The 20840-nt window shown below is 60.3% G+C and carries 16 protein-coding genes; 12 read left to right on the top strand and 4 right to left on the bottom strand.

Annotated elements, in window-relative coordinates; all coding sequences use genetic code 11:
• The first annotated feature begins 1 nt into the window (after position 1).
• Genes FQ320_RS00915 through FQ320_RS00905 form a run of 3 tightly spaced genes read left to right on the top strand, consistent with a single transcriptional unit; the run spans position 2 to position 4263 of the window.
• Complete coding sequence (locus FQ320_RS00915) at positions 2 to 1633, top strand: alpha-D-glucose phosphate-specific phosphoglucomutase (protein WP_148469107.1); 1632 nt, start codon at positions 2 to 4, stop codon at positions 1631 to 1633.
• A 16-nt stretch (positions 1634 to 1649) separates the two neighbouring features.
• A complete protein-coding gene (locus FQ320_RS00910) occupies positions 1650 to 3269 on the top strand; it encodes an FMN-binding glutamate synthase family protein (RefSeq protein WP_148469105.1) in 1620 nt (539 codons plus the stop codon).
• A gap of 10 nt (positions 3270 to 3279) precedes the next feature.
• The gene (locus FQ320_RS00905) at positions 3280 to 4263 is read left to right on the top strand and encodes a quinone oxidoreductase (RefSeq protein WP_148469103.1); all 984 of its coding nucleotides are present in this window, start codon (positions 3280 to 3282) and stop codon (positions 4261 to 4263) included.
• A 73-nt stretch (positions 4264 to 4336) separates the two neighbouring features.
• Here the strand turns inward: FQ320_RS00905 and FQ320_RS00900 are convergent, their stop codons facing one another.
• From FQ320_RS00900 to FQ320_RS00890, 3 genes are read right to left on the bottom strand one after another with little or no spacing between them, the layout of a single operon-like run.
• Positions 4337 to 5308, bottom strand: coding sequence for a glucokinase (locus FQ320_RS00900; RefSeq protein ID WP_148469101.1), 972 nt, complete (start codon positions 5306 to 5308; stop codon positions 4337 to 4339).
• Positions 5309 to 5321: 13 nt separating this feature from the next.
• A complete protein-coding gene (locus tag FQ320_RS00895; protein ID WP_148469501.1) occupies positions 5322 to 6644 on the bottom strand; it encodes a GH1 family beta-glucosidase in 1323 nt (440 codons plus the stop codon).
• 42 nt (positions 6645 to 6686) lie between these two features.
• Positions 6687 to 7754: a LacI family DNA-binding transcriptional regulator gene (locus tag FQ320_RS00890; RefSeq protein WP_148469099.1), complete on the bottom strand. Its 1068-nt coding sequence runs from the start codon at positions 7752 to 7754 to the stop codon at positions 6687 to 6689.
• Between the two features lie 282 nt (positions 7755 to 8036).
• Here FQ320_RS00890 and FQ320_RS00885 point away from each other — a divergent pair, with 282 nt between their 5' ends.
• From FQ320_RS00885 to FQ320_RS00860, 6 genes are all read left to right on the top strand, one after another.
• On the top strand, positions 8037 to 9389 hold the full coding sequence (locus FQ320_RS00885; protein ID WP_148469097.1) for an ABC transporter substrate-binding protein: 1353 nt from the start codon (positions 8037 to 8039) through the stop codon (positions 9387 to 9389).
• A 136-nt stretch (positions 9390 to 9525) separates the two neighbouring features.
• Positions 9526 to 10527, top strand: a complete 1002-nt coding sequence (locus FQ320_RS00880; RefSeq protein WP_148469095.1) for a carbohydrate ABC transporter permease — start codon at positions 9526 to 9528, stop codon at positions 10525 to 10527.
• Positions 10528 to 10580: 53 nt separating this feature from the next.
• Positions 10581 to 11741 carry a carbohydrate ABC transporter permease gene (locus FQ320_RS00875; RefSeq protein WP_148469093.1) on the top strand — a complete coding sequence of 387 codons (1161 nt, stop codon included), beginning with the start codon at positions 10581 to 10583 and terminating at the stop codon, positions 11739 to 11741.
• Between the two features lie 9 nt (positions 11742 to 11750).
• Positions 11751 to 13427, top strand: a complete 1677-nt coding sequence (locus tag FQ320_RS00870) for an alpha-amylase family glycosyl hydrolase (RefSeq protein WP_148469091.1) — start codon at positions 11751 to 11753, stop codon at positions 13425 to 13427.
• 14 nt (positions 13428 to 13441) lie between these two features.
• The gene (locus FQ320_RS00865) at positions 13442 to 14584 is read left to right on the top strand and encodes an ABC transporter ATP-binding protein (protein ID WP_148469089.1); all 1143 of its coding nucleotides are present in this window, start codon (positions 13442 to 13444) and stop codon (positions 14582 to 14584) included.
• A gap of 112 nt (positions 14585 to 14696) precedes the next feature.
• Entirely contained in the window at positions 14697 to 15059 is a 363-nt protein-coding gene (locus FQ320_RS00860; protein WP_148469087.1) for a hypothetical protein, read from the top strand.
• Here the strand turns inward: FQ320_RS00860 and FQ320_RS00855 are convergent.
• Entirely contained in the window at positions 15017 to 15433 is a 417-nt protein-coding gene (locus tag FQ320_RS00855) for a hypothetical protein (protein ID WP_148469085.1), read from the bottom strand. The genes FQ320_RS00860 and FQ320_RS00855 overlap by 43 nt on opposite strands.
• Before the next feature lie 512 nt (positions 15434 to 15945).
• On the opposite strand from FQ320_RS00855, the gene guaB reads away from it, so the two are divergent.
• From guaB to FQ320_RS00840, 3 genes are all read left to right on the top strand, one after another.
• Positions 15946 to 17394 (top strand): IMP dehydrogenase, encoded by a 1449-nt coding sequence (guaB, locus tag FQ320_RS00850; RefSeq protein WP_148469083.1) that lies wholly within the window; start codon positions 15946 to 15948, stop codon positions 17392 to 17394.
• Between the two features lie 38 nt (positions 17395 to 17432).
• Entirely contained in the window at positions 17433 to 18608 is a 1176-nt protein-coding gene (locus tag FQ320_RS00845; protein ID WP_148469081.1) for an RsmB/NOP family class I SAM-dependent RNA methyltransferase, read from the top strand.
• A gap of 126 nt (positions 18609 to 18734) precedes the next feature.
• Complete coding sequence (locus tag FQ320_RS00840) at positions 18735 to 20825, top strand: ATP-binding protein (RefSeq protein ID WP_370513003.1); 2091 nt, start codon at positions 18735 to 18737, stop codon at positions 20823 to 20825.
• Positions 20826 to 20840: the final 15 nt, after the last annotated feature.

Raw genomic sequence — 20840 nt, 5'->3', positions numbered from 1 at the left:
TATGACCCCGACCACCGTGAAAACCGCTCCGATTCCGGGGCAGAAACCCGGCACCAGCGGGCTGCGCAAGAAAACCCGCGTGTTCATGGAGCCGCATTACCTTGAGAATTTCATCCAGTCGATCTGGAACGCGATTGGCGGACTGTCGGGCAAGACGCTGGTGCTGGGCGGTGACGGGCGGTATTTCAATGACCGTGCGGCGCAGGTGATCTTGCGTATGGCCGCCGCGTCGGGGGCTGCAAAGGTGATCGTCGGGCAAGGCGCGCTGCTCTCAACTCCAGCCGCCAGCAATCTGATAAGACAGCGAAAAACCGATGGCGGCATCATCATGTCGGCCAGCCATAACCCCGGCGGCCCGGACGAAGATTTCGGCGTCAAGTTCAACATGCCCAACGGCGGCCCCGCCCCCGAGGATGCCACCGACCGCATGGTCAAGGCCACGCAGGAGATCACCGAGTATCACATTCTTGAGGCGCAGGATGTCGATCTTTCCACCCTTGGCGTGTCAACTCTGGGCGAGATGCAGGTCGAGGTGGTCGATCCCGTTGCCGATTATGCCGCGCTGATGGAGAAGCTTTTCGATTTCAATGCGATACGCGCGATGTTCAAGGCTGGATTCACGGTGCGCTTTGATGCGATGCATGCAATCACCGGCCCCTATGCCACGGCGATCCTTGAAGAAACTCTTGGCGCCGCGAAAGGCAGCGTGGTCAACGGCGTGCCCAGCCCGGATTTCGGCGGCGGTCACCCCGACCCCAATCCGATCTGGGCGAAAGACCTGATGGATGTGATGATGGCCGGTTCTGCACCTGACCTTGGTGCCGCATCCGACGGCGACGGCGACCGCAACATGATCGTCGGCCGCGGCTGTTACGTCGGCCCGTCCGATAGTCTGGCAGTCTTGGCGGCCAACGCGCATTTGACACCGGCCTTCTCGGGCGGGTTGAAGGGGGTGGCGCGGTCGATGCCAACCTCGCGCGCCCTTGACCGGGTGGCGGAGAAGCGCGGGCTTGATTGTTATGAAACGCCGACGGGATGGAAGTTCTTTGGCAACCTTCTGGACGACGGGCGGATTTCCCTGTGCGGCGAAGAATCCGCAGGCACCGGCAGCGACCATGTGCGTGAAAAGGATGGGCTTTGGGCTGTGCTTTTGTGGCTGAACATCCTCGCCGTCACCGGCAAATCTGTGCAGCAGACGATGACGGACCACTGGGCCGAATTCGGGCGCAATTTCTATTCCCGTCACGACTACGAGGCGGTGGATACCGACCGCGCGAATGCGATGATCGAGGCCCTGCGCGCAAAACTTCCCAAGCTGCCGGGAACCGAGATCCTGGGACGCACGGTGGAATCCGCCGATGAATTCGCCTATGACGATCCGGTTGACGGTTCACGCAGCGAAGGACAGGGGTTGCGCGTGTCGTTCAATGGCGGAGGTCGAATAGTATATCGATTGTCGGGCACAGGCACTGTCGGAGCCACCCTGCGCGTCTATATCGAAGATGCCAGTGACGATCCGTCAACCTTTTTGAGCGAAACACAACATGCGCTTTCCGAAATGATTTCGATTGCCGATCACCTGGCGGGAATCGCCGAAAACACCGGTCGCACCGCCCCTGACGTGCGCACCTGATCTGAGAGGACACGAAATGCTGCGGACCCGCGATCTGATCCGTTTTACCACCTTCGCCCTTGCGATCCTGCTGTTCGTTCTCTCTGTGATCCTGCTGACGTGGTCGGCGTGGTGGTGGATCGGCGTCATCATTTTTGGCGGTGCGGCGCTGTCGGGGGTCCGCGATCTGGTGCAAAAGCGCCATTCGGTCCTGCGCAACTATCCGGTTCTGGGGCAGATTCGGTTCTTCTTTGAAACCATCCGTCCAGAAATCCGCCAGTACCTGATCGAAGGTGACAACGAGGAAGAACCGTTTTCGCGTGAAGAACGCTCAATCGTCTATCAGCGTGCCAAGGGCGAAGAGGCCGCGCGCCCCTTTGGCACGAAACAGAAGATTTATGACCCGGGGTATCAGTGGCTGACCCATTCGGTGAACCCGGTTCACAACGACAACCCCAACATGCGAGTGGTGATCGGCGGGCCGGATTGCAAGCAACCCTACAGCGCGTCGCTTTACAACATATCGGCGATGTCGTTCGGCTCGCTTTCGGCCAACGCGATTTCGGCGCTGAACCGCGGTGCCAAGGCGGGCGATTTCGCCCATGACACGGGTGAGGGTGGAATTTCGCGCTATCACAAGGCTGGTGGTGGCGATCTGATCTGGGAAATCGGATCGGGCTATTTCGGCTGCCGCAGTGAGGACGGATCGTTCAACGCCGAAAAGTTCGCCGAGAGTGCGGCGCTTGATCAGGTCAAGATGATCGAGATTAAACTGTCGCAAGGGGCCAAGCCGGGGCATGGCGGCATTCTGCCCGGCAAAAAGGTCTCCGAGGAGATCGCTGAGGCGCGGGGCGTGCGGGTCGGTCAGGATTGTATCTCGCCCGCAGGTCATTCCGCGTTTACCACTCCGGTCGAGCTTTGCGAATTCATCGCCCACCTGCGCGAATTGGCAAAGGGCAAACCGGTGGGGTTGAAGATGTGCCTTGGCCACCGGCGCGAATTCATGTGCATGGTCAAGGCGATGCTGCAAACCGGGATCAAACCGGATTTCATCGTCGTTGATGGCAAAGAGGGCGGAACCGGCGCCGCACCGCTGGAATTTGCCAACCACATCGGCATGCCGCTGACCGAGGGATTGACCTTTGTTCACAACACATTGCGCGGCGCGGGTGTGCGCGACGACATCAAATTGGGTGCGTCCGGCAAGTTGATCCATGCGTTCGACATCGCGCGGGCCTTTGCCCTTGGCGCCGACTGGGCCAATTCGGCGCGCGGGTTCATGTTTTCGATCGGTTGCATTCAGGCACAGGTTTGCCACACCAATCACTGCCCCGTGGGCGTGACGACTCAGGATCCCCTGCGCCAGCGCGCGCTGGTGGTCACCGACAAGGCCAAGCGGGTCGAGAATTTTCACCGCAACACGATGAAGGCTCTGGTGGAAATGGCCGGGGCGGCCGGGCTTTCGGACCCGCGCACATTCTTGCCGCACCATTTCATGCAGCGGGATGCGGCGGGTGAGATGGTAACGGGCGATACCGTCTGGCCCTACAAGCCTGAGGGGTTTCTTCTGCGCGGCGAGGAAGTCGGTCACGGTTATCTGATGCGCTGGAACCGTGCCGATGCGTCAAGTTTCTCGCCCATGGGCGAATATGTCTGAGGAGAATACAATGACCGACACCGCCCGCACCGTCATCGTTCGCGATTTTGGTGGACCCGAAGCGATGGAGATCGAACAGCGCCCCGTCGGAGCCCCCGCCAAGGGAGAGATCCGCATCCGCCATCACGCCTGCGGGTTAAACTTCATTGATGTTTACCAGCGCAATGGACTGTACAAGCAACCGCTCCCCGTCTCTTTGGGCATGGAGGCCGCCGGCGTGATCGAGGCGGTGGGAGAGGGTGTGACACACCTGAAACCCGGCGACCGCGCTGCCTATGCCGCGGTGCCATCGGGTGCCTATTGCGATGCACGGGTGATGCCCGCCGCGCAGGTTTGCCCGTTGCCCGACGCTGTATCCTTCGAACAGGGCGCGGCGATGATGTTGAAAGGGCTGACAACGCAGTATCTGTTCCGCCGCACCGTGCCGATCACCAAGGGCGATACCGTGTTGTTTCATGCGGCGGCGGGGGGTGTGGGCCTGATCGCCTGTCAATGGGCCCGCAGCGAAGGCATCACCCTGATCGGCACCGCGGGCACCGATGAGAAATGCGCGCTGGCGCTGGAGCATGGCGCGACCCATTGCATCAACTATAACTCGGCCGATTTTGTCGAAGAGGTGAAAAAGCTCACGGGTGGCAAGGGCGTGAATGTGGTGATGGACGGGGTGGGCAAAGACACTTTCGCAGGCTCGCTTGATTGCCTGAAACCACTGGGGATGATGATTTCTTTTGGCAATTCCTCGGGGCCGGTGCCGCCATTCGATCTGGCCGTCCTCGCGCCAAAGGGATCGCTGAAGATCACCCGCCCGACGCTGTTCACCCATATCGCCGATCACGCGGTCTGTCAGCAGATGGCCGCAGAACTGTTCGAAAAGGTGGTGTCGGGTGACGTGACCCTGCGCATCGATCAACGGTTTGCGCTGGAACAGGTCGCCGATGCCCATCGGGCGCTTGAAGGGCGCAAGACGACCGGGGCAACTGTTCTTACCCTGTGATCGTCAGGTCAAAGGATTTGTAACAGGCGAATGCGGCGCGTGATATTTCGCGCGCGGCATTGCGGGCTCTGGGTCAGGTGAGGCCATCAAGATGACAGGCACAACCCGTCAGGGCGGCATAGTCATCTTCGACAACCGAGACCGCGAACTGGTCCATGAACCCGGCGAACCGCCCCTTGTCGCGGAACGCATCACCAAAGCCGAACTGACCCAAGTATGGCGCGAACGCGCGCGCGACACCCCCGACCAGATAGATGCCGCCGAAGGGCAGGCATTGCAGCGCCAGATTTCCGGTCACAGTCCCGAGCATCCGCACAAAGGCCCGCGCCGCGTCCTGTGCCAGGGGGGCAGAGCTTGACGCCAGCGCCTCCATGATCGCCGACGGGGGCAGATCGCGCGGCGTACCCGCTTCGGACGACACCCAAGCATAGATCCGTGACAAGCCGCGCCCCGACAAAACATCCTCGACCGAGGAGAACCCCTGTGTGGCTTCGACAAAGCGCGACAGGCGCAAATCATCGTCACTGCGGATCGGCAGATTGCCATGGCCCGCTTCGGCCGGGGGCACATAGCGACCGGTTTCGGTGTTATAGACCGGCGCGGCGTTGAACCCCGTTCCGACCCCGATCACCAGTTTCGCCGCATGCGTGCCCCCATGATCACCCGACAGGACAGGGCGCAGATTGCCCGGATCGATATGGTCGAGCGCATGGCCCTGCGCCTGCAGATCGTTCAGGATCGCCACGGTTTTTGCTTTTGTCGCCATCGCAACCGTTTCGCGGTCGATGGTCCAGTCCAGATTGGTCAATGTCGCGCAGCCGTCATGCACCGGCCCGGCCACGGCGACGCAGGCACCGGCACAGGCGACATTGCCATGGGACGCCAGATATTCGTCCAGCACCGCGCCCAACCCGGACCGTTCGGCATTGGCAAAACGGCGGATCGTGTCGGGCAGGATCGCGGTGCCCCGGGCCAGTGCCACGCGGGTATTGGTGCCGCCGATATCGGCGACCAGCGAAACCGTGTCGTTGGCGAGTGCGGTCATGGGGGCTCCGATGTCAGCGCGCCAGTGCGGCGGCCAGCGCGTGATAGGATGCTTTCGGGGTGCGCTGCAAGCTGTCGAAGTCGACGTGAACCAACCCGAACCGGGGGTCATATCCCAGCGCCCATTCGTAATTGTCCATCAGTGACCAGACGAAATACCCTTTGACCGGGATGCCATCGTCGCAGGCGCGTTTCACCCGCGCCATGTGTTCATTCAGATATTCGATCCGCGCCGCGTCGTTTACCTGACCGTCCACCAAGCGGTCGGCGTGGGCCATGCCGTTTTCCGTGACATAGAGCGGCAGCCCACGGGTATAACCTTCGTGGGTGCGTTTCAAAAAGGCATACAGCCCGTCGGGAAATATCTCCCATCCCACTTGCGTCTTGGGCAGCGGCCCGGGCACCTCGTGGTGGTGGGGCCAGGGGCCAGAGTCGGGCGCGATGATCTTGCGGGTGTAATAGTTCAACCCGACCCAATCGACCGGTTCAGAGATCGTGTCGAAATCATCCTGCCATCCGTTTGGCATATGCGGTCCGAGCCCCTTCATCACGTTCTCAGGATAGCTGCGGTTGAATACGCCCGACAGAAAAAAGCGGTTGTAATATCCGTCATACAGCGCGGCGGCCTCGGCGGCCTCGGGGGTGGCATCCGCGGGAGTGACGTATTCAAAGTTGAACACTGCCCCGAGATTTTTCATGCCAAGGCCGCGCATCACCTGAATGCTGCGGCCATGCGCCAACAGGATGTGATGCATGGCGCGTGCGGTGGCGCGGATATCGCGCATGCCGGGAGCGTGGTGGCCCAGAAAATGCGACAGCCAGCCGACGCACCAGGGTTCGTTGATCGGCGCAGCGCTCCACAGCCTGTCGCCGATGCGGGACATGACGACTTCGGTGAAATCGGCAAACCAATTCGCGATGTCGCGATTGCGCCAGCCGCCAAGATCGGCAAGCTGTGAGGGCAGTTCCCAGTGATACAGTGTCGCGGCAGGTTTCAATCCGCGTTCGAGCAACCCATCGACCAGCCGTTCATAGAAATCCAGCCCCTCGGCGTTCACCGCGCCGCGCCCTTCGGGCATCACCCGAGCCCAGCTTGTGGAAAATCGGTAAACGTCGAAGTTTCCGTCCTTCAGCAGGTCCAGATCCTCATCCATCCTGTTCAGGTGGTCGCAGGCCCGGTCGCCGTTTTCCGCCCGAACCACATTTCCCGGCGTGGCCGCGAAATTGTCCCAGTGGGTCTTGCCTGCGCCGCCCTGAGCGTGGCCTTCGATCTGATAGGATGACGTCGCTGCACCAAACAGGAAATCGGCAGGGAAATCGCGGCGGGTCAGGTTCATGCGGTGCTGCTTCATCGGGCGCTCCTGTATGTATTCGGCGTTCTATTTACTGGCGTGGCGGGCATCGCGCAGCGGATTGGAGCGCGTGGCAGCCACGGGTCCGGTTGAAAGGCCAACGTTAAAATCCGCCTCGAGCAACTCGTGCAGCGGCGCGCAACCCGGATCGCCAATCACCCGCAGCAGCATTGCCGCCGCCCGCCGCCCGTGATCACGCACCGGTGAACGGAGCGAGGTGAAATCAGGTTCCGCCCGCCCGTTGTGAAAATATGAGAGTTCGTCGTCATGGGTGATCAGCGAGATATCGCGGCCAAGCGTCATTCCGCGTTCGTTACAGGCCCGGCGCACGCCCATGGCGGTAATCAGCGATGAGGTGAGCAGAGCGGTGGGCGGGTCGTCCCGGTCAAGAAGGGTAAGACAGTGACCGTGGCCCTGATGCTCGGTCATTTCGTCCGAAATCATTAATTCGGGCGCAGGCGCGATGCCGCGTATGGCCAGAGCCTCGCAATATCCGTCCCGGCGGCGGGCGGCGAAATCCATCGATTCCAGCCCGTTGATCAGCCCGATCCGCCGATGCCCCAGATCGAGCAGGAAAGACGTGGCCCGGGCAAAGGCGCGCCGGTTGTTCATGTCGAGCCAGTTATAGCCGGATGTGTCGCCGCCAAACCTGCCGTGCACCACAAAGGGCAGGCCGATCTCCTGCAACAATGCCTGTCGCGAATCGTCCAGTCTGGGGGCGTGGACGATGATCCCATCGACCGAACGGCGCGCCGCAAGATCGCGGTATATGTTTTCTTCCTTCCGGTGCCCCGCCATGGACAGCATCATGTCGTATCCGTGCGCCGCATAGGTTTCACCGGCACCGGCGATGAAATCGGCAAAGACCGGATTCACCATTTCATGATGCGACGACACCGGAATCACATGGGCAATCGCCATGGCGCGCCCTGTGGCCAGCCCCTTTGCCCGGGTATTGGGGCGATAATTGTGCAGGCGCGCCGCCGCCGCCACACGCTGGCGAGTCGCCTCGCTAACTTCGGGATAACCGTTCAGCGCGCGGCTGACCGTGGTCTGGGACAGCCCCAGAACCTTGGAAAGTTCGCGAAGGTTCATCGGTTCATGGTCACAGTATTGTTCTCAAAGCGCTTTGAGGTTCCGGTTGACCATAGCCAATCAAGCCAGCGCCGTCAAAGGGGCAGGGGATGCTGCGGCGCGGCATGGCGGATTTGCATTTGGCCCATATTTCCTTATCGTTACCGTCAACGTCTCAGCTGCGTGACTGATTGACTTTGAGACGTCTATGGGTGACGGTCAATGCATTCAAAGCGCTTTGGATATGATGGGCGCCGGACTGTAATTCAAGCGCGAAAGCGCGAATATTCGGGAGGATACAACATGAAAAAGATGCTGATTGCCGGGGCGGCCACCGTTGCCCTGAGTTCCGGAATCGCGCTGGCCGATGCCCATCTGCCCTTTGCCGTGGGCGAGGGCGATTTTAGCTGGGACAGTCTTGAACCGATTAAAGAGATTGACCTTTCCGGGCAGCAATTGACCGTGTTTGGTCCGTGGTTGGGGCCGGATCAGGGTTTTGCCGAAAACGTGCTGGCCTATTTTGCCGATGCGACGGGTGCGGATGTGCGCTATGTCGGGTCGGACAGTTTCGAGCAGCAGATCATGGTTGATGCCGAGGCCGGATCGGCCCCCAATGTCGCCGTGTTTCCGCAGCCGGGTCTGGCCGCTGACATGGCGAGGCGCGGTTTCCTGACCCCATTGGGCAGCGATACGGGGGACTGGATCAAGGAAAACTATGCCGCCGGGCAATCATGGGTCGATCTGGGCACCTATGCCAACGAGGACGGCAATGACGAACTGTTCGGGTTTTTCTATAAGGTCGATGTGAAATCTCTGGTCTGGTACAGCCCCGAAAACTTCGAGGATGCGGGTTACGACGTGCCCGAAACCATGGAAGATCTGAAGGCGCTGACCCAGCAGATCGTCGATGACGGCGAGACACCCTGGTGCATTGGTCTCGGGAGCGGTGGCGCAACTGGCTGGCCCGCGACAGACTGGGTCGAGGACATGATGCTGCGCACGCAGTCGCCCCGGGACTATGACAAATGGGTGACGAATGAGTTGAAATTCGATGATCCCGAAGTGGTCGGGGCAATCGAGGAATTCGGCTGGTTCGCGCGCAATGATGCTTTCGTCGCCGGGGGTGCGGGCGCCGTGGCCAGCACCGATTTCCGTGACAGCCCCAAGGGTTTGTTCAGCAGCCCGCCGCAGTGCTACATGCACCGTCAGGCGAGCTTTATCCCCGCCTTCTTCCCCGAAGGCACCGTGGTCGGGGATGACGCCGATTTCTTCTATTTCCCCGCCTATGAGGAAAAGGATCTGGGCAAGCCGGTTCTTGGTGCGGGCACGCTCTGGGCGATCACCAAGGACAGCCCGGCGGCGCATGCGCTGATCGACTTCCTCCAGACCCCCATCGCGCACGAACTGTGGATGGCGCAGTCGGGGTTCCTGACGCCGCACAAGACCGCAAACACCGACGTGTTCGCCGATGACAGCCAGCGGGCACTGAATGATATCCTGCTGAATGCGACCACGTTCCGCTTTGACGGGTCCGACCTGATGCCGGGTGGCGTGGGCGCGGGTGCCTTCTGGACCGGTATGGTCGATTATACCGGTGGCAAGGACGCGAAAGAGGTGGCAACCGCGATCCAGAACAGCTGGGACGCGCTGAAGTAAACCGCGCGGCAGATGCAAATGGTGAACCCGTCGCTTTTCGGGCGGGTTCATCCCCGGAAACGGGTTTAGGCCCGTGTCGGGAAAACGATAAACGCAGGGCGAAATTGCCCGCACATCAGTCATTTTGGGGGGAAGGATGCATCCAGCATTCCAGGGACTTCTGACGATCATTGTCGGTGTCGGCGGCTGCGTTGCCTATTATTACTTCTCAAATCAATTTCTGGACCGGGTATTGTGCCCGGCCCGTGGCAAACACGCCGGGCGCAATATCAACCGCGCCAACATGATCCGGCCATGGCTGTTCCTGATGCCTGCGCTGATCGCGCTGGGGCTCTACCTTGCCTATCCCGTCTTTGAGACCCTGCGTCTGTCGCTGACCGACCGCTCACAGGGCGGCGCCTTTGTCGGGCTGGCGAATTATCAGCAGATGGCAAGCGAGCCGAAGTTCTGGGAGGCGCTGACCAACAATTTCCTGTGGCTGCTGATCGTGCCGGCCTTTTCCACCATGTTCGGCCTGCTGGCGGCGCAACTGACCGACAGGATTGGCTGGGGCGCGATTGCCAAATCGCTGATCTTCATGCCGATGGCAATTTCCTTTGTCGGGGCGGCGGTGATCTGGAAACTGGTCTATGACACCCGGCCCCTGGGACAGGATCAGATCGGTGTGATGAACGCGGTCTATCTGAGCCTGGGTGGCGACGAGCCGCAGCAATGGCTGACCATACCATTCTGGAACTCGATCCTTTTGATGGTGGTGCTGATCTGGATTCAGACCGGTTTTGCCATGGTGATCCTGTCCGCTGCCCTGCGTGGCATTCCCGAAGAAACCATCGAGGCGGCGATTGTCGATGGCGCCAACCCGTTTCAGGTGTTTTTCCAGATCAAGATGCCACAGATTTCCAGCACCATCGTTGTGGTCTGGACGACGATTACCATCGTCGTGCTGAAAGTCTTCGACATCGTCTTCGCGATGACCAACGGCCAGTGGGAGACGCAGGTTCTGGCGAATTACATGTATGACAAACTGTTCCGGGCCAATGACTGGGGCGTCGGCTCGGCCAGTGCCATGGTCATTATGCTGCTGGTGTCGCCGATCCTCGTGTGGAACGTCTATAACGCCCGCAAGGAGATGCGCTGAGATGGCTCGCCGCCGCACAGAAGCAGATCCGCGCAACCGCACGGGAGCGTATCATGGATAACATCGCCGGGACCAAATCATCGCTGACCTGGGCAGTTCACCTGTCGGTCGCCCTGCTGGTGGCGCTTTGGCTGTTTCCCACGGTTGGCTTGCTGGTCAGTTCGTTCCGCACCGCCGATCAGATTGCCACATCGGGCTGGTGGAAATCAATGTTTCCGGCCGTTCAGAACCTGACCCTGCGCACCGCCGCGCCGTCGGATCAGGTGCAAGAGGGCACACTCTATGTCCTGCAGGGCAACCTGTTCGAGGTCGATGGCAATCCGCGCCCCGAGGCCACGATCTCGGTCTGGGGCACCTCGTCGCGAAATATCGACGCTTATGAGGCCGGACAGACCGCCGACATGGGCGAAGATGGCCGGTTGACTGTGCAGGAGAACGGCCAATACCGGCTTGAAGGCGACACCGAATTCACCGACCGGCGCGGTGAGCGGGTGTTTGTGACGGCCGAAACCCCGCCGGAGTTCACCTGGCGGAACTATCAGAACGTGCTGTTCGACCCGACCAATCGCGAAGGCATGACAAAGGCGTTTTTCAACACGCTGACGGTGACGATTCCAGCAACGATCATCCCGATCCTTGTCGCGGCCTTTGCCGCCTATGCCTTGGCGTGGATGGATTTTCCGGGCCGCGCATTGCTGATCGCCGCAGTTGTCGGGCTGTTGGTGGTGCCGCTGCAACTGGCGCTGATCCCGCTTTTGCGGCTGCACAATGAACTTGGCATCGGCAAGGGATATCTCGGGGCGTGGATGGCGCACACCGGGTTCGGGCTGCCTCTGGCGATCTATCTGTTACGAAACTATATGGTTGGATTGCCCAAGGATATCATTGAGAACGCCCGGGTTGACGGTGCGTCAGAGTTCCAGATTTTCGTCAAGATCATCCTGCCCCTGTCGTTTCCCGCCTTGGCCAGTTTCGCGATTTTTCAATTTCTGTGGACGTGGAACGACCTTTTGGTCGCGCTGGTGTTCCTGATCGATTCAACCGGCGAAACCACGGTGATGACGAAGCAGATCGTCGAGCTTTTGGGCACAAGGGGCGGCAACTGGGAAATCCTTGCCACGTCGGCCTTTGTGTCGATCGCGGTGCCGCTGATGGTGTTCTTTGTGATGCAGAAATATCTGGTGCGCGGCCTTCTGGCCGGCTCGGTCAAATAGGGTATATCAATGGTTTTTATCGATCCGCAAATCGCCCGCCCCGGTGCTGGCGCGCCGGTGGACAAGGACTGGTGGCGGGGGGCTGTGATCTATCAGATCTATCCCCGCAGCTTTCAGGACAGCAATGGCGACGGTATCGGTGACCTTGCCGGGATCATCCACAGATTGCCCCATGTGGCATCTCTGGGGGTCGATGCGATCTGGATATCGCCATTTTTTCGCTCGCCCATGCTCGACTTTGGCTATGACGTTTCCGATTACCGCGATGTCGATCCGATGTTCGGCACATTGGGGGATTTCGACGCGCTGATTCAGCGGGCGCATGATCTGGGTCTCAAGGTGCTGATCGATCTGGTGCTGTCCCATACCAGCGCGCAGCATCCGTGGTTCAAGGAAAGCCGCGCCAGTCACGACAACGCCAAGCACGATTGGTACGTCTGGGCTGATCCGAAACCTGACGGCACGCCGCCCAACAACTGGCTGTCGATTTTTGGCGGTTCGGCGTGGGAGTGGGACGGCGAGAGGATGCAGTATTATCTGCACAACTTTCTGGCCGAGCAGCCTGACCTGAATTTTCACTGTGCTTCGGTTCAGGATGAGCTTTTGGAGGTGGCGCGATTCTGGCTGCAACGCGGGGTGGACGGGTTCCGGCTGGATACGGTCAATTTCTATTTCCACGACAGGCAGTTGCGCGACAATCCACCACTGCCCGAGGCGGATCGCAACGACAACACCGCGCCCAAGGTGAACCCGTATAACTTTCAGGATCACCTTTATGACAAGACACAGCCCGAGAACCTGGAATTCCTGCGCCGTCTGCGCGCGGTGATGGAGGAGTTTCCCGCAGTCACCTCGGTTGGCGAGGTCGGGGAAAGCCAGCGGGGCATGCAGACCCAGCGCGACTATACCGCTGGCGATGACCTGCTGCACATGGCCTATGACTTTGATTTCCTGTCGAACGTCTATCCTTCCGGGTCGCGTATCCGCGAGGTGCTGGAACGGTTCGACCGGATCGTGACCGAGGGCTGGGCCTGCTGGGCGTTTTCCAACCACGATGTTGAACGTCATCCCAGCCGCTGGGGGTTCTCCGAACCCGCACGCCGCCTCTATGCGGCACTGTTGCTCAGCATGAAGGGCACGATCTGTCTGTATCAAGGCGAAGAACTGGGCCTGACCGAAGCCTATGTCGCTTATGAGGATTTACAGGATCCCTATGGCAAGCGGTTCTGGCCAAAATTCAAAGGCCGCGATGGCTGCCGCACGCCGATTCCATGGGTGCGCGACAATGCCAATGGCGGGTTTTCGGACGGTAAACCGTGGCTGCCGATGGCCGTTGAACATCTGGACCGCGCGGTTTCGGTGCAGGACGGTGCACAGGATTCAACGCTGGAATTCTATCGCGCGATGCTGAATTTCCGCAAAGGTCACGCGCCGCTGATCAAGGGCAACCTGAAGGTGGTGCAGGCCAGCGACGACATGCTGGTGATGATCCGCACGCTGGACGGGCACAGCATCCTGTGCGCCTTCAACCTTACCGGGGAAGATCAGCGGCTGATCCTGCCGCCGGGCGGTTGGCGTCACGACCGCAGCGCACCCTTTGACGTCACTGCAGACGGGGACGATTGGCTGTTGCCGCCCTGGCAGGCATTCTTTGCGGTGGCCGACCACGCCGGAACAACGGAATAAACAGGAGCGAACCGATGGCCGATCTGCTTTTGACCGATATCGCCAAGACCTATGGCGGAACGGTGGACGTTCTCAAGAATATCAACCTCGACATTCGGACGGGCGAGTTGATTGTCTTTGTCGGGCCATCGGGCTGTGGCAAATCCACCCTGCTGCGAATGATTGCGGGGCTGGAGAAAATCACCTCCGGCGAACTCAGGATCGACGGACAGGTGGTGAACGACGTGCCCCCGGCGCAACGCGGCATCGCCATGGTGTTTCAATCCTATGCCCTCTACCCGCATATGACCGTGCGCGACAACATGGCGTTTGCGCTGAAAATCGCCAAGAAAAGCAAGGCAGAGATCAACGAAGCCATCGAAAAGGCCAGCAAGATCCTGCAACTCGAACCCTATCTCGACCGGCTTCCGAAGGCGCTGTCGGGCGGTCAACGGCAGCGAGTGGCGATCGGTCGGTCGATCGTGCGCGACCCCAAGGTCTATCTGTTCGACGAACCGCTTTCCAACCTCGATGCCGCCCTGCGGGTCGCCACGCGGATTGAGATCGCCCAGCTGAAAGAGGCGATGCCCGACAGCACGATGATCTATGTGACCCATGATCAGGTCGAGGCGATGACACTGGCCACGCGGATCGTGGTGCTGGCCGGTGGCGGTATCGCTCAGGTGGGCAGCCCGTTGACCCTGTATGAAAAGCCAGAGAACGAGTTCGTCGCGCAATTCATCGGATCGCCGTCAATGAACCTGTTGCCCGGCAAGATCACGGGCACCGGCGCGCAGACGATAATCGAAATGGACGGGGGCGGTGTGGCCGTGTCGGATTATCCATCGCAGCAATCCGACATGGGGGCGCAGGTGAATGTGGGTGTCCGTCCCGAGCATCTGGTAGAAACCACCGGTGAATATATCTTTGAGGGCAAGGTCGAGATCACCGAAGCACTTGGCGAAGTCACGCTTTTGTATTTCGAAAAGGTCGGCGAAGGCGGCCCGGTCATCAGTAAATTGGCCGGTACCCAATCAGAACTCCGCGGACGCAGCGTGAGATTGGGCGCCGAACCGTCGAAAGTTCATCTGTTCATAGACGGTGAATCGTTGCTCTATCGCACCGGCGGGCTGGCAAAAACGGCAACAACTGCGCACCTGGCGGTTTCCGTTCACTGAAAGACGTACGATTCAAATCAAACCTTGCGCAGAAAGCCGTCCCGGGTTTTTTCTTTTTTTACGGGGTGATGCGAGGCTTGGTTCACTGAATCAAGCCAGAGGATCAACCAACGTGAGCCGTATTGCATTTTCCGCCCTGCTGGTCGGATCGGTCTTTTTGTCGGCCTGTGCCGAACAGCCCGATCAAGTGACCCGAACCTATATTTCACCCACCACCTATCAACATCTCAGTTGCAAACAACTGATCAGCGAACGAACGCAGCTGGTGACTCAGGTCACTACCCTGACCGGCGCCCAGAAGAAAAAGGCCGACAGCGACGCCGCATTGATGGCTGTTGGAATGGTAATTTTCTGGCCCGCGCTGTTCGGGCTTGCCGCCGGCACGGATCACGCCGCCGCATTGTCCGTGGCCAAAGGACAATACGATGCGATTCATGAAGCTGGACTGTCCAAAGGCTGTTTCCGGTCGGCCTGACCCCGGTTGCCATCGCTCAGGCGAGCGGTGGCAACCACAATGCCAGGCACCGCCATCATCGTAGTGATGTTCAGGGCGTCGGCAACCAGGAACGCGCCCATCTTGTTCACAGGGATGCCGAACCAGATCCCATAGATCGGCCCCGACATGTTAAGCGCCGAAAGCTCTGCCCAAACGCCCGGCCGCCATTCAGCGCCATCATCGCTGAATGGGAAACCGGCGTGGTCAGCAGCAGCATTCCAATCGGATCGGTGAAAATCCCCAGTACGGATCAGCACCAGCGTCAGCATCGGCGACTGCTCCAGCCCGGTGATGGAACCGAAAAATGCGCCCGGCAGGTTGGCGAACCTCAGAAACCGCAGGTAGATCAGCATGCCCAGATGACCGAAGAAATCATCATGGCCAGATTTGCGGTTTCCAGCAGCTCGGTCCAGCGCATGCCGTACCGAACCGCGATCACAAACCCGTGCCCCAGGCGTCTCCGCCGACACCCATTAAGTCGAGTGTTTCATCGCCTCGTGCACCGAACCCTTCCGTGCTGCGCGCTCTTCGTCAGACAGCGCACCAGGCGCATGGGTAATCACAATATCAGGACATTCACCGCTCCCGGGTTCAGGTTGGTCCGGATCCCGGTTTCTTCTTTGCAAAAATACTCGCGCCGCAGGCACCGCGCGACAGCACGGTTCGCCGCGTCCTGCCTAATCCGCCGTGCGACACGTTGTAGCCCCAGCCACGGCGTTCCCCTCGATCCGCTGCGGGATTCAAGCACCGGCCCGTCACCGAATTTTCCCTGACCGGGGCAGTGCCGCCACATCGCGCCTTTCCTTTCCCGCCAACCCGTGCGAAAGGGACGCGTCTATCGAAAACTCCACCGAAAGGCTCTCCCATGGAGATTCGCGAGGCACTCACCTTCGACGATGTCCTGCTTGTACCCGCCGCGTCCAGCGTTCTGCCCAGTACTGCCGACACGCGCACGATGGTGACGAAATCCATCGCCATGAACATTCCGCTTCTCAGTTCGGCCATGGATACGGTGACGGAATCGCGCATGGCCATTGCGATGGCACAGGCGGGTGGGATCGGGGTAATCCACCGAAATCTCGACATCGAAGCCCAGGCGCAAGAGGTTCGGAGGGTCAAACGGTTTGAATCCGGTATCGTCTATTCCCCGATAACCCTGACCCCAAATCAGACCCTGAAAGACGCCAAGGAGTTGCAGGAACGCTATCGCGTCACCGGCTTTCCAGTGGTCGATGAAAAGGGTCGGGTCGTCGGCATCGTCACCAACCGCGACATGCGTTTCGCCAGCGACGACGCCACGCCGGTCAGCGTGATGATGATGACTGATAATCTGGCGATCCTACATGAACCCGCCGATCTGGACGAAGCGCGCAGCCTGATGAAGGCGCGGCGCATTGAAAAGCTGTTGGTCACCGATGCGCAGGGCAAACTGACTGGTTTGCTGACCCTGAGGGACAGCGAATTGGCGGTGTTGAACCCGCAGGCCTGCAAGGACGAGTTTGGCCGCCTGCGCGTCGCAGCAGCCAGCACGGTGGGCGAGGCGGGCTTTGAACGCAGCCGGGCATTGGTCGAGGCCGGGGTGGACATCATCGTGGTTGACACGGCGCATGGCCATTCCGAGGGCGTGGCCCGCGCTGTCGAGCGCGCCAAGTCGCTGAGTGACGACGTGCAGATCATTGCCGGTAACGTTGCCACCGGCGCCGGTACACGGGCGCTGATCGATGCGGGCGCGGATGCGGTCAAGGTCGGGATCGGGCCGGGCAGCATTTGTACCACGCGGATGGTTGCCGGTGTCGGTGTGCCGCAACTGACCGCGATCATGGATTGCGTGGCAGCAGCAGGCGACATTCCGGTGATCGCTGATGGCGGCATTAAATACTCCGGCGATTTCGCCAAGGCGATCGCCGCGGGCGCGTCCTGTGCCATGGTCGGCACGATGATTGCGGGCACTGACGAATCGCCGGGTGAAGTGATCCTGTATCAGGGCCGGTCCTATAAATCCTATCGCGGCATGGGCAGTCTTGGCGCCATGGCACAGGGCAGCGCCGACCGGTATTTCCAAAAAGACGCGGCCAGCGACAAGCTGGTCCCCGAAGGGATCGAAGGGCAGGTCGCGTATAAAGGTGCGGCGAGTCAGGTGATTCATCAACTGGTCGGCGGGCTGCGCGCGGCGATGGGATACACCGGATGTGCGACCATTGCCGAGATGCGGACCGACTGCGACTTTGTGCGGATCACCGGATCGGGGCTGCGCGAAAGTCATGTGCATGATGTGCAGATCACCCGTGAATCGCCGAACTATCGTTCTAGTTGAATGGGATATGTGGCACAGTTAATGGATTGGATGATGGTGTGACGCCCGGTGCACGGGTGGCGGCGGCGATCGGAATTCTCGATACGTTGCTGGATGGCGCGCCCGCCGAGCGGGTGCTGACAACCTGGGCGCGGCGCAATCGCTATGCCGGGTCGGGCGACCGCGCGGCGATCCGCGATCATGTCTTTGATGCTCTGCGGCAGCTCGCCTCGGCCTCGGCGCTGGGGGGCGACGCGCCCGGAGAGCGGACGGGCCGGGGCGTCATGCTGGGGCTGTTGCGTGCTCAGAGTCACGACCTCGACACCCTGTTTGCGGGCGGCAAATACGATCCCGCCCCGCTGAGTGATGCCGAACGGGCCACTCCGCCTCAGATTGATCCTCTGACGGCTCTGGATTGCCCCGAGTGGCTTGCCCCGCCGCTTCGCGCGGCTCTGGGCGACAGTTTCGGCCCGGTGATGCAGGCCATGCAGGTGCGCGCGCCGCTGTTTCTGCGCGTCAACCTGCGCAAGGCAACCTTAGAGTCCGCCGTCAGCGCATTGAGCGACGAAGACATCGCGACCCGCCCTGGGCCCCTGTCGGACACCGCGCTTGAAGTCATGGAAAATCCCCGACGGGTGCAGATTTCTGCCGCCTATCGTGACGGATGGGTCGAAGTGCAGGATGCCGCCAGTCAGGCGGCAGTGGATGCTTTGCCCGCGAAGGATGGCCAAAGGGTGCTGGATCTCTGCGCCGGTGGCGGCGGCAAGACGCTGGCGTTGGCCGGGCGGTGCGACGGGCAGTTCTTTGTTCACGATACGGATCCCGCCCGCATGTCCGACCTGCCGGCCCGCGCCGAACGCGCCGCAGTTGCGGTGACCGCGCTGTCCACGGCCGAGTTGGACGAGGCTGAGCCCTTCGATCTGGTCATCGCGGATGTTCCCTGTTCAGGCAGTGGGGCCTGGCGCCGATCTCCTCAGGGTAAATGGGCTCTGACCGAACAGTCATTGGCCGATTTCTGCACAGTTCAGGGCCAAATTCTGCGCCGCGCCGCCACATTGGTGAATGATCAGGGCGCGCTGGCTTATTTTACCTGTTCCATGCTGCCCGCCGAAAACGCGGATCAGATCGCATCATTTGTTGCGGATTTTCCGCAATGGCGTGTTGAAACCTGCCGCAGCCTGACCCCTCTGGATGGCGGTGATGGATTTTTCCTTGCAATCCTCAGGCGAATCTAGAGGCTTCGCACAAGCCTGACGCGAAAAGCGCATGGCCGGATCAATTGCGGGTCGATTGCGATTAATCGGGATTTAACCTTTGCAGAGGATGTCTGTTGTCAAAAGCAGTGTTTTGCAGGTGACCACGTGACTGACGTTTCCTTTCCTCCGCTATCCCTCGGGCAGACGGCTGCAACGCTTTCGGCAAGGGCGCCGGTGATCTGGCTTTTGGCGGCCATTGCCAGTGTGGCGGGGGGCATGGTGTCCGCCAACCCCTTGCAGATCATACTGGGATTTACAGCGCTGACCTTGGGCATGCTGGCGCTTTTGCTGTCTGGCGCGGCGCTGCTGCGACGACGGGCGCTGCGGGAACGGCTTAGTGCCTTTCACGATCTGACGTTGAATGACGACCAGCCGGTTTTTCTGACGGATCTCGATGGCCGGATCGAGGTTCAGAATGCCGTTGCGGAATCATTGTTTGCTCGACAGCCGGATGACAGTGCGCTGACGATTCTCGGACTTTATGTTGCGGCGCCGCGAGATGTATTGGTGATGATGCGCCGGATCGCGATGGGTGAGGGTCGCGCAGTGCATGCGCTGAACGGTTCGTCCTGCCCGACGCTGCGCCTTGTCGTGACAAAGGTCGGGTCCGACGGGTTGATGTGGCGGTTGGCCCCCGTGGCCGGTGAAACGATGACCGAAGCCGAAACAATTGATGACAGCTGTCTGCCGGAACGCGGTTCGCTCGACTCAGTCGAAGCGTATTTTGACAGCTTGCCGGTGCCGATGCTGCAGATCGATCGCACCGGCATGATAGAAAAGGCGAACCGCCGCGCGCGCAACCTGCTTGAGGATACCGAAGTGGTCGGGCAAGGGCTGTCGTCGGTGGTAGAAGGGTTGGGCCGCCCGGTCCGCGAATGGCTGCGCGATGCCTTTGAAGGGCGCGGGCTGCACCGGCCCGAAGTTGTGCGTCTGGCGCCGGACCACCGGGAATTGTATCTGCAGATCACTCTGGATCAGCTTGGCACCGGCGATGACATGCGTCTTGTGGCGATCCTTAACGACGCCACCGAACTGAAAACACTCGAGGCGCAATTCGTCCAGAGCCAGAAGATGCAGGCGATCGGCCAGTTGGCGGGTGGCGTGGCGCATGATTTCAACAATCTGCTGACTGCGATCAGTGGACATTGCGATCTGCTGCTGTTGCGGCGGGATGAATTTGATCCAGATTTTGCAGATCTTGAGCAGATCAACCAGAACGCTAACCGTGCCGCGAGTCTGGTGGGGCAGTTGCTGGCCTTTTCGCGAAAGCAGAATCTGCGGCCTGAGCTTTTGGACCTGCGTCACTCACTGGCCGAACTCACGCATCTTTTAAACCGTCTCGTCGGCGAAAAAGTTCACCTGACATTCAGCCACGATCCGGCCCTTTTGCCGATCCGCGCGGACAAACGCCAGCTTGAGCAGGTGATCATGAATCTTGTGGTCAACGCCCGGGACGCGATGCCCGGCGGTGGCCAGATCGAAATCGGTACCCAGGTCGAAACGCTGGAACAGCCCTATATCCGCGACAGGGTCGAGGTGCCGCCGGGCGTCTATGTCGTCGTGCGGGTCAAGGATCAGGGGGTCGGAATCACGGCCGACAAACTGCCCAAGTTGTTCGAGCCGTTTTTCACAACCAAGAAAACCGGCGAAGGCACCGGTCTGGGGCTGTCCACTGCCTATGGTATCGTCAAGCAGACGGGGGGGTTCATCTTTGCCGACAGCGAAGTCGGGGTCGGTTCGACATTCTCCCTATACTTTTTGGCCCGCAAGGATGAAAAATGCCGGGCCGCCGCCGTCACGCAGCAACCGGAGTCTGTGTCGCACGCCCGTGGCAATGGTGCGGTGCTGCTGGTGGAGGATGAGGCGCCGGTTCGTGCTTTCGCCGCGCGTGCCCTCCGGTTGCGTGGCTTTACGGTGGTGGAGGCTGAGAATGGTGAACAGGCGCTTGAATTGCTTCAGGATCCAACCCTGTCGGTCGATATTTTCGTGACCGATGTGATCATGCCCGGCTTGGATGGGCCCAGCTGGGTTCGCCAGGCGCTTGTCGGGCGGCCAGACACCAAGGTGGTGTTTGTTTCAGGGTACTCCGAGGAAAGCCTGACCGAAACCCAAGCATCAATTCCAAACTCCATCTTCCTGCCAAAGCCGTTTTCACTGACCCAGCTTACAACCACGGTCCAGAATCAACTTGGTTAGCAATCCCGGCCCGTC

The sequence above is a fragment of the Oceaniovalibus sp. ACAM 378 genome (assembly GCF_008085915.1).
Lineage (GTDB): Bacteria > Pseudomonadota > Alphaproteobacteria > Rhodobacterales > Rhodobacteraceae > Oceaniglobus.
This window is presented reverse-complemented; position numbering and strand designations above follow the sequence as displayed.

Coding starts and splice junctions, on each gene's coding strand:
- guaB (WP_148469083.1), top strand. CDS start 15,946: ATGGAGATTCGCGAGGCACTCACCTTCGACGATGTCCTGCTTGTACCC.
- FQ320_RS00900 (WP_148469101.1), bottom strand. CDS start 5,308: ATGACCGCACTCGCCAACGACACGGTTTCGCTGGTCGCCGATATCGGC.
- FQ320_RS00915 (WP_148469107.1), top strand. CDS start 2: ATGACCCCGACCACCGTGAAAACCGCTCCGATTCCGGGGCAGAAACCC.
- FQ320_RS00890 (WP_148469099.1), bottom strand. CDS start 7,754: ATGAACCTTCGCGAACTTTCCAAGGTTCTGGGGCTGTCCCAGACCACG.
- FQ320_RS00875 (WP_148469093.1), top strand. CDS start 10,581: ATGGATAACATCGCCGGGACCAAATCATCGCTGACCTGGGCAGTTCAC.
- FQ320_RS00870 (WP_148469091.1), top strand. CDS start 11,751: ATGGTTTTTATCGATCCGCAAATCGCCCGCCCCGGTGCTGGCGCGCCG.
- FQ320_RS00905 (WP_148469103.1), top strand. CDS start 3,280: ATGACCGACACCGCCCGCACCGTCATCGTTCGCGATTTTGGTGGACCC.
- FQ320_RS00865 (WP_148469089.1), top strand. CDS start 13,442: ATGGCCGATCTGCTTTTGACCGATATCGCCAAGACCTATGGCGGAACG.
- FQ320_RS00880 (WP_148469095.1), top strand. CDS start 9,526: ATGCATCCAGCATTCCAGGGACTTCTGACGATCATTGTCGGTGTCGGC.
- FQ320_RS00910 (WP_148469105.1), top strand. CDS start 1,650: ATGCTGCGGACCCGCGATCTGATCCGTTTTACCACCTTCGCCCTTGCG.
- FQ320_RS00895 (WP_148469501.1), bottom strand. CDS start 6,644: ATGAACCTGACCCGCCGCGATTTCCCTGCCGATTTCCTGTTTGGTGCA.
- FQ320_RS00855 (WP_148469085.1), bottom strand. CDS start 15,433: ATGCTGATCTACCTGCGGTTTCTGAGGTTCGCCAACCTGCCGGGCGCA.
- FQ320_RS00885 (WP_148469097.1), top strand. CDS start 8,037: ATGAAAAAGATGCTGATTGCCGGGGCGGCCACCGTTGCCCTGAGTTCC.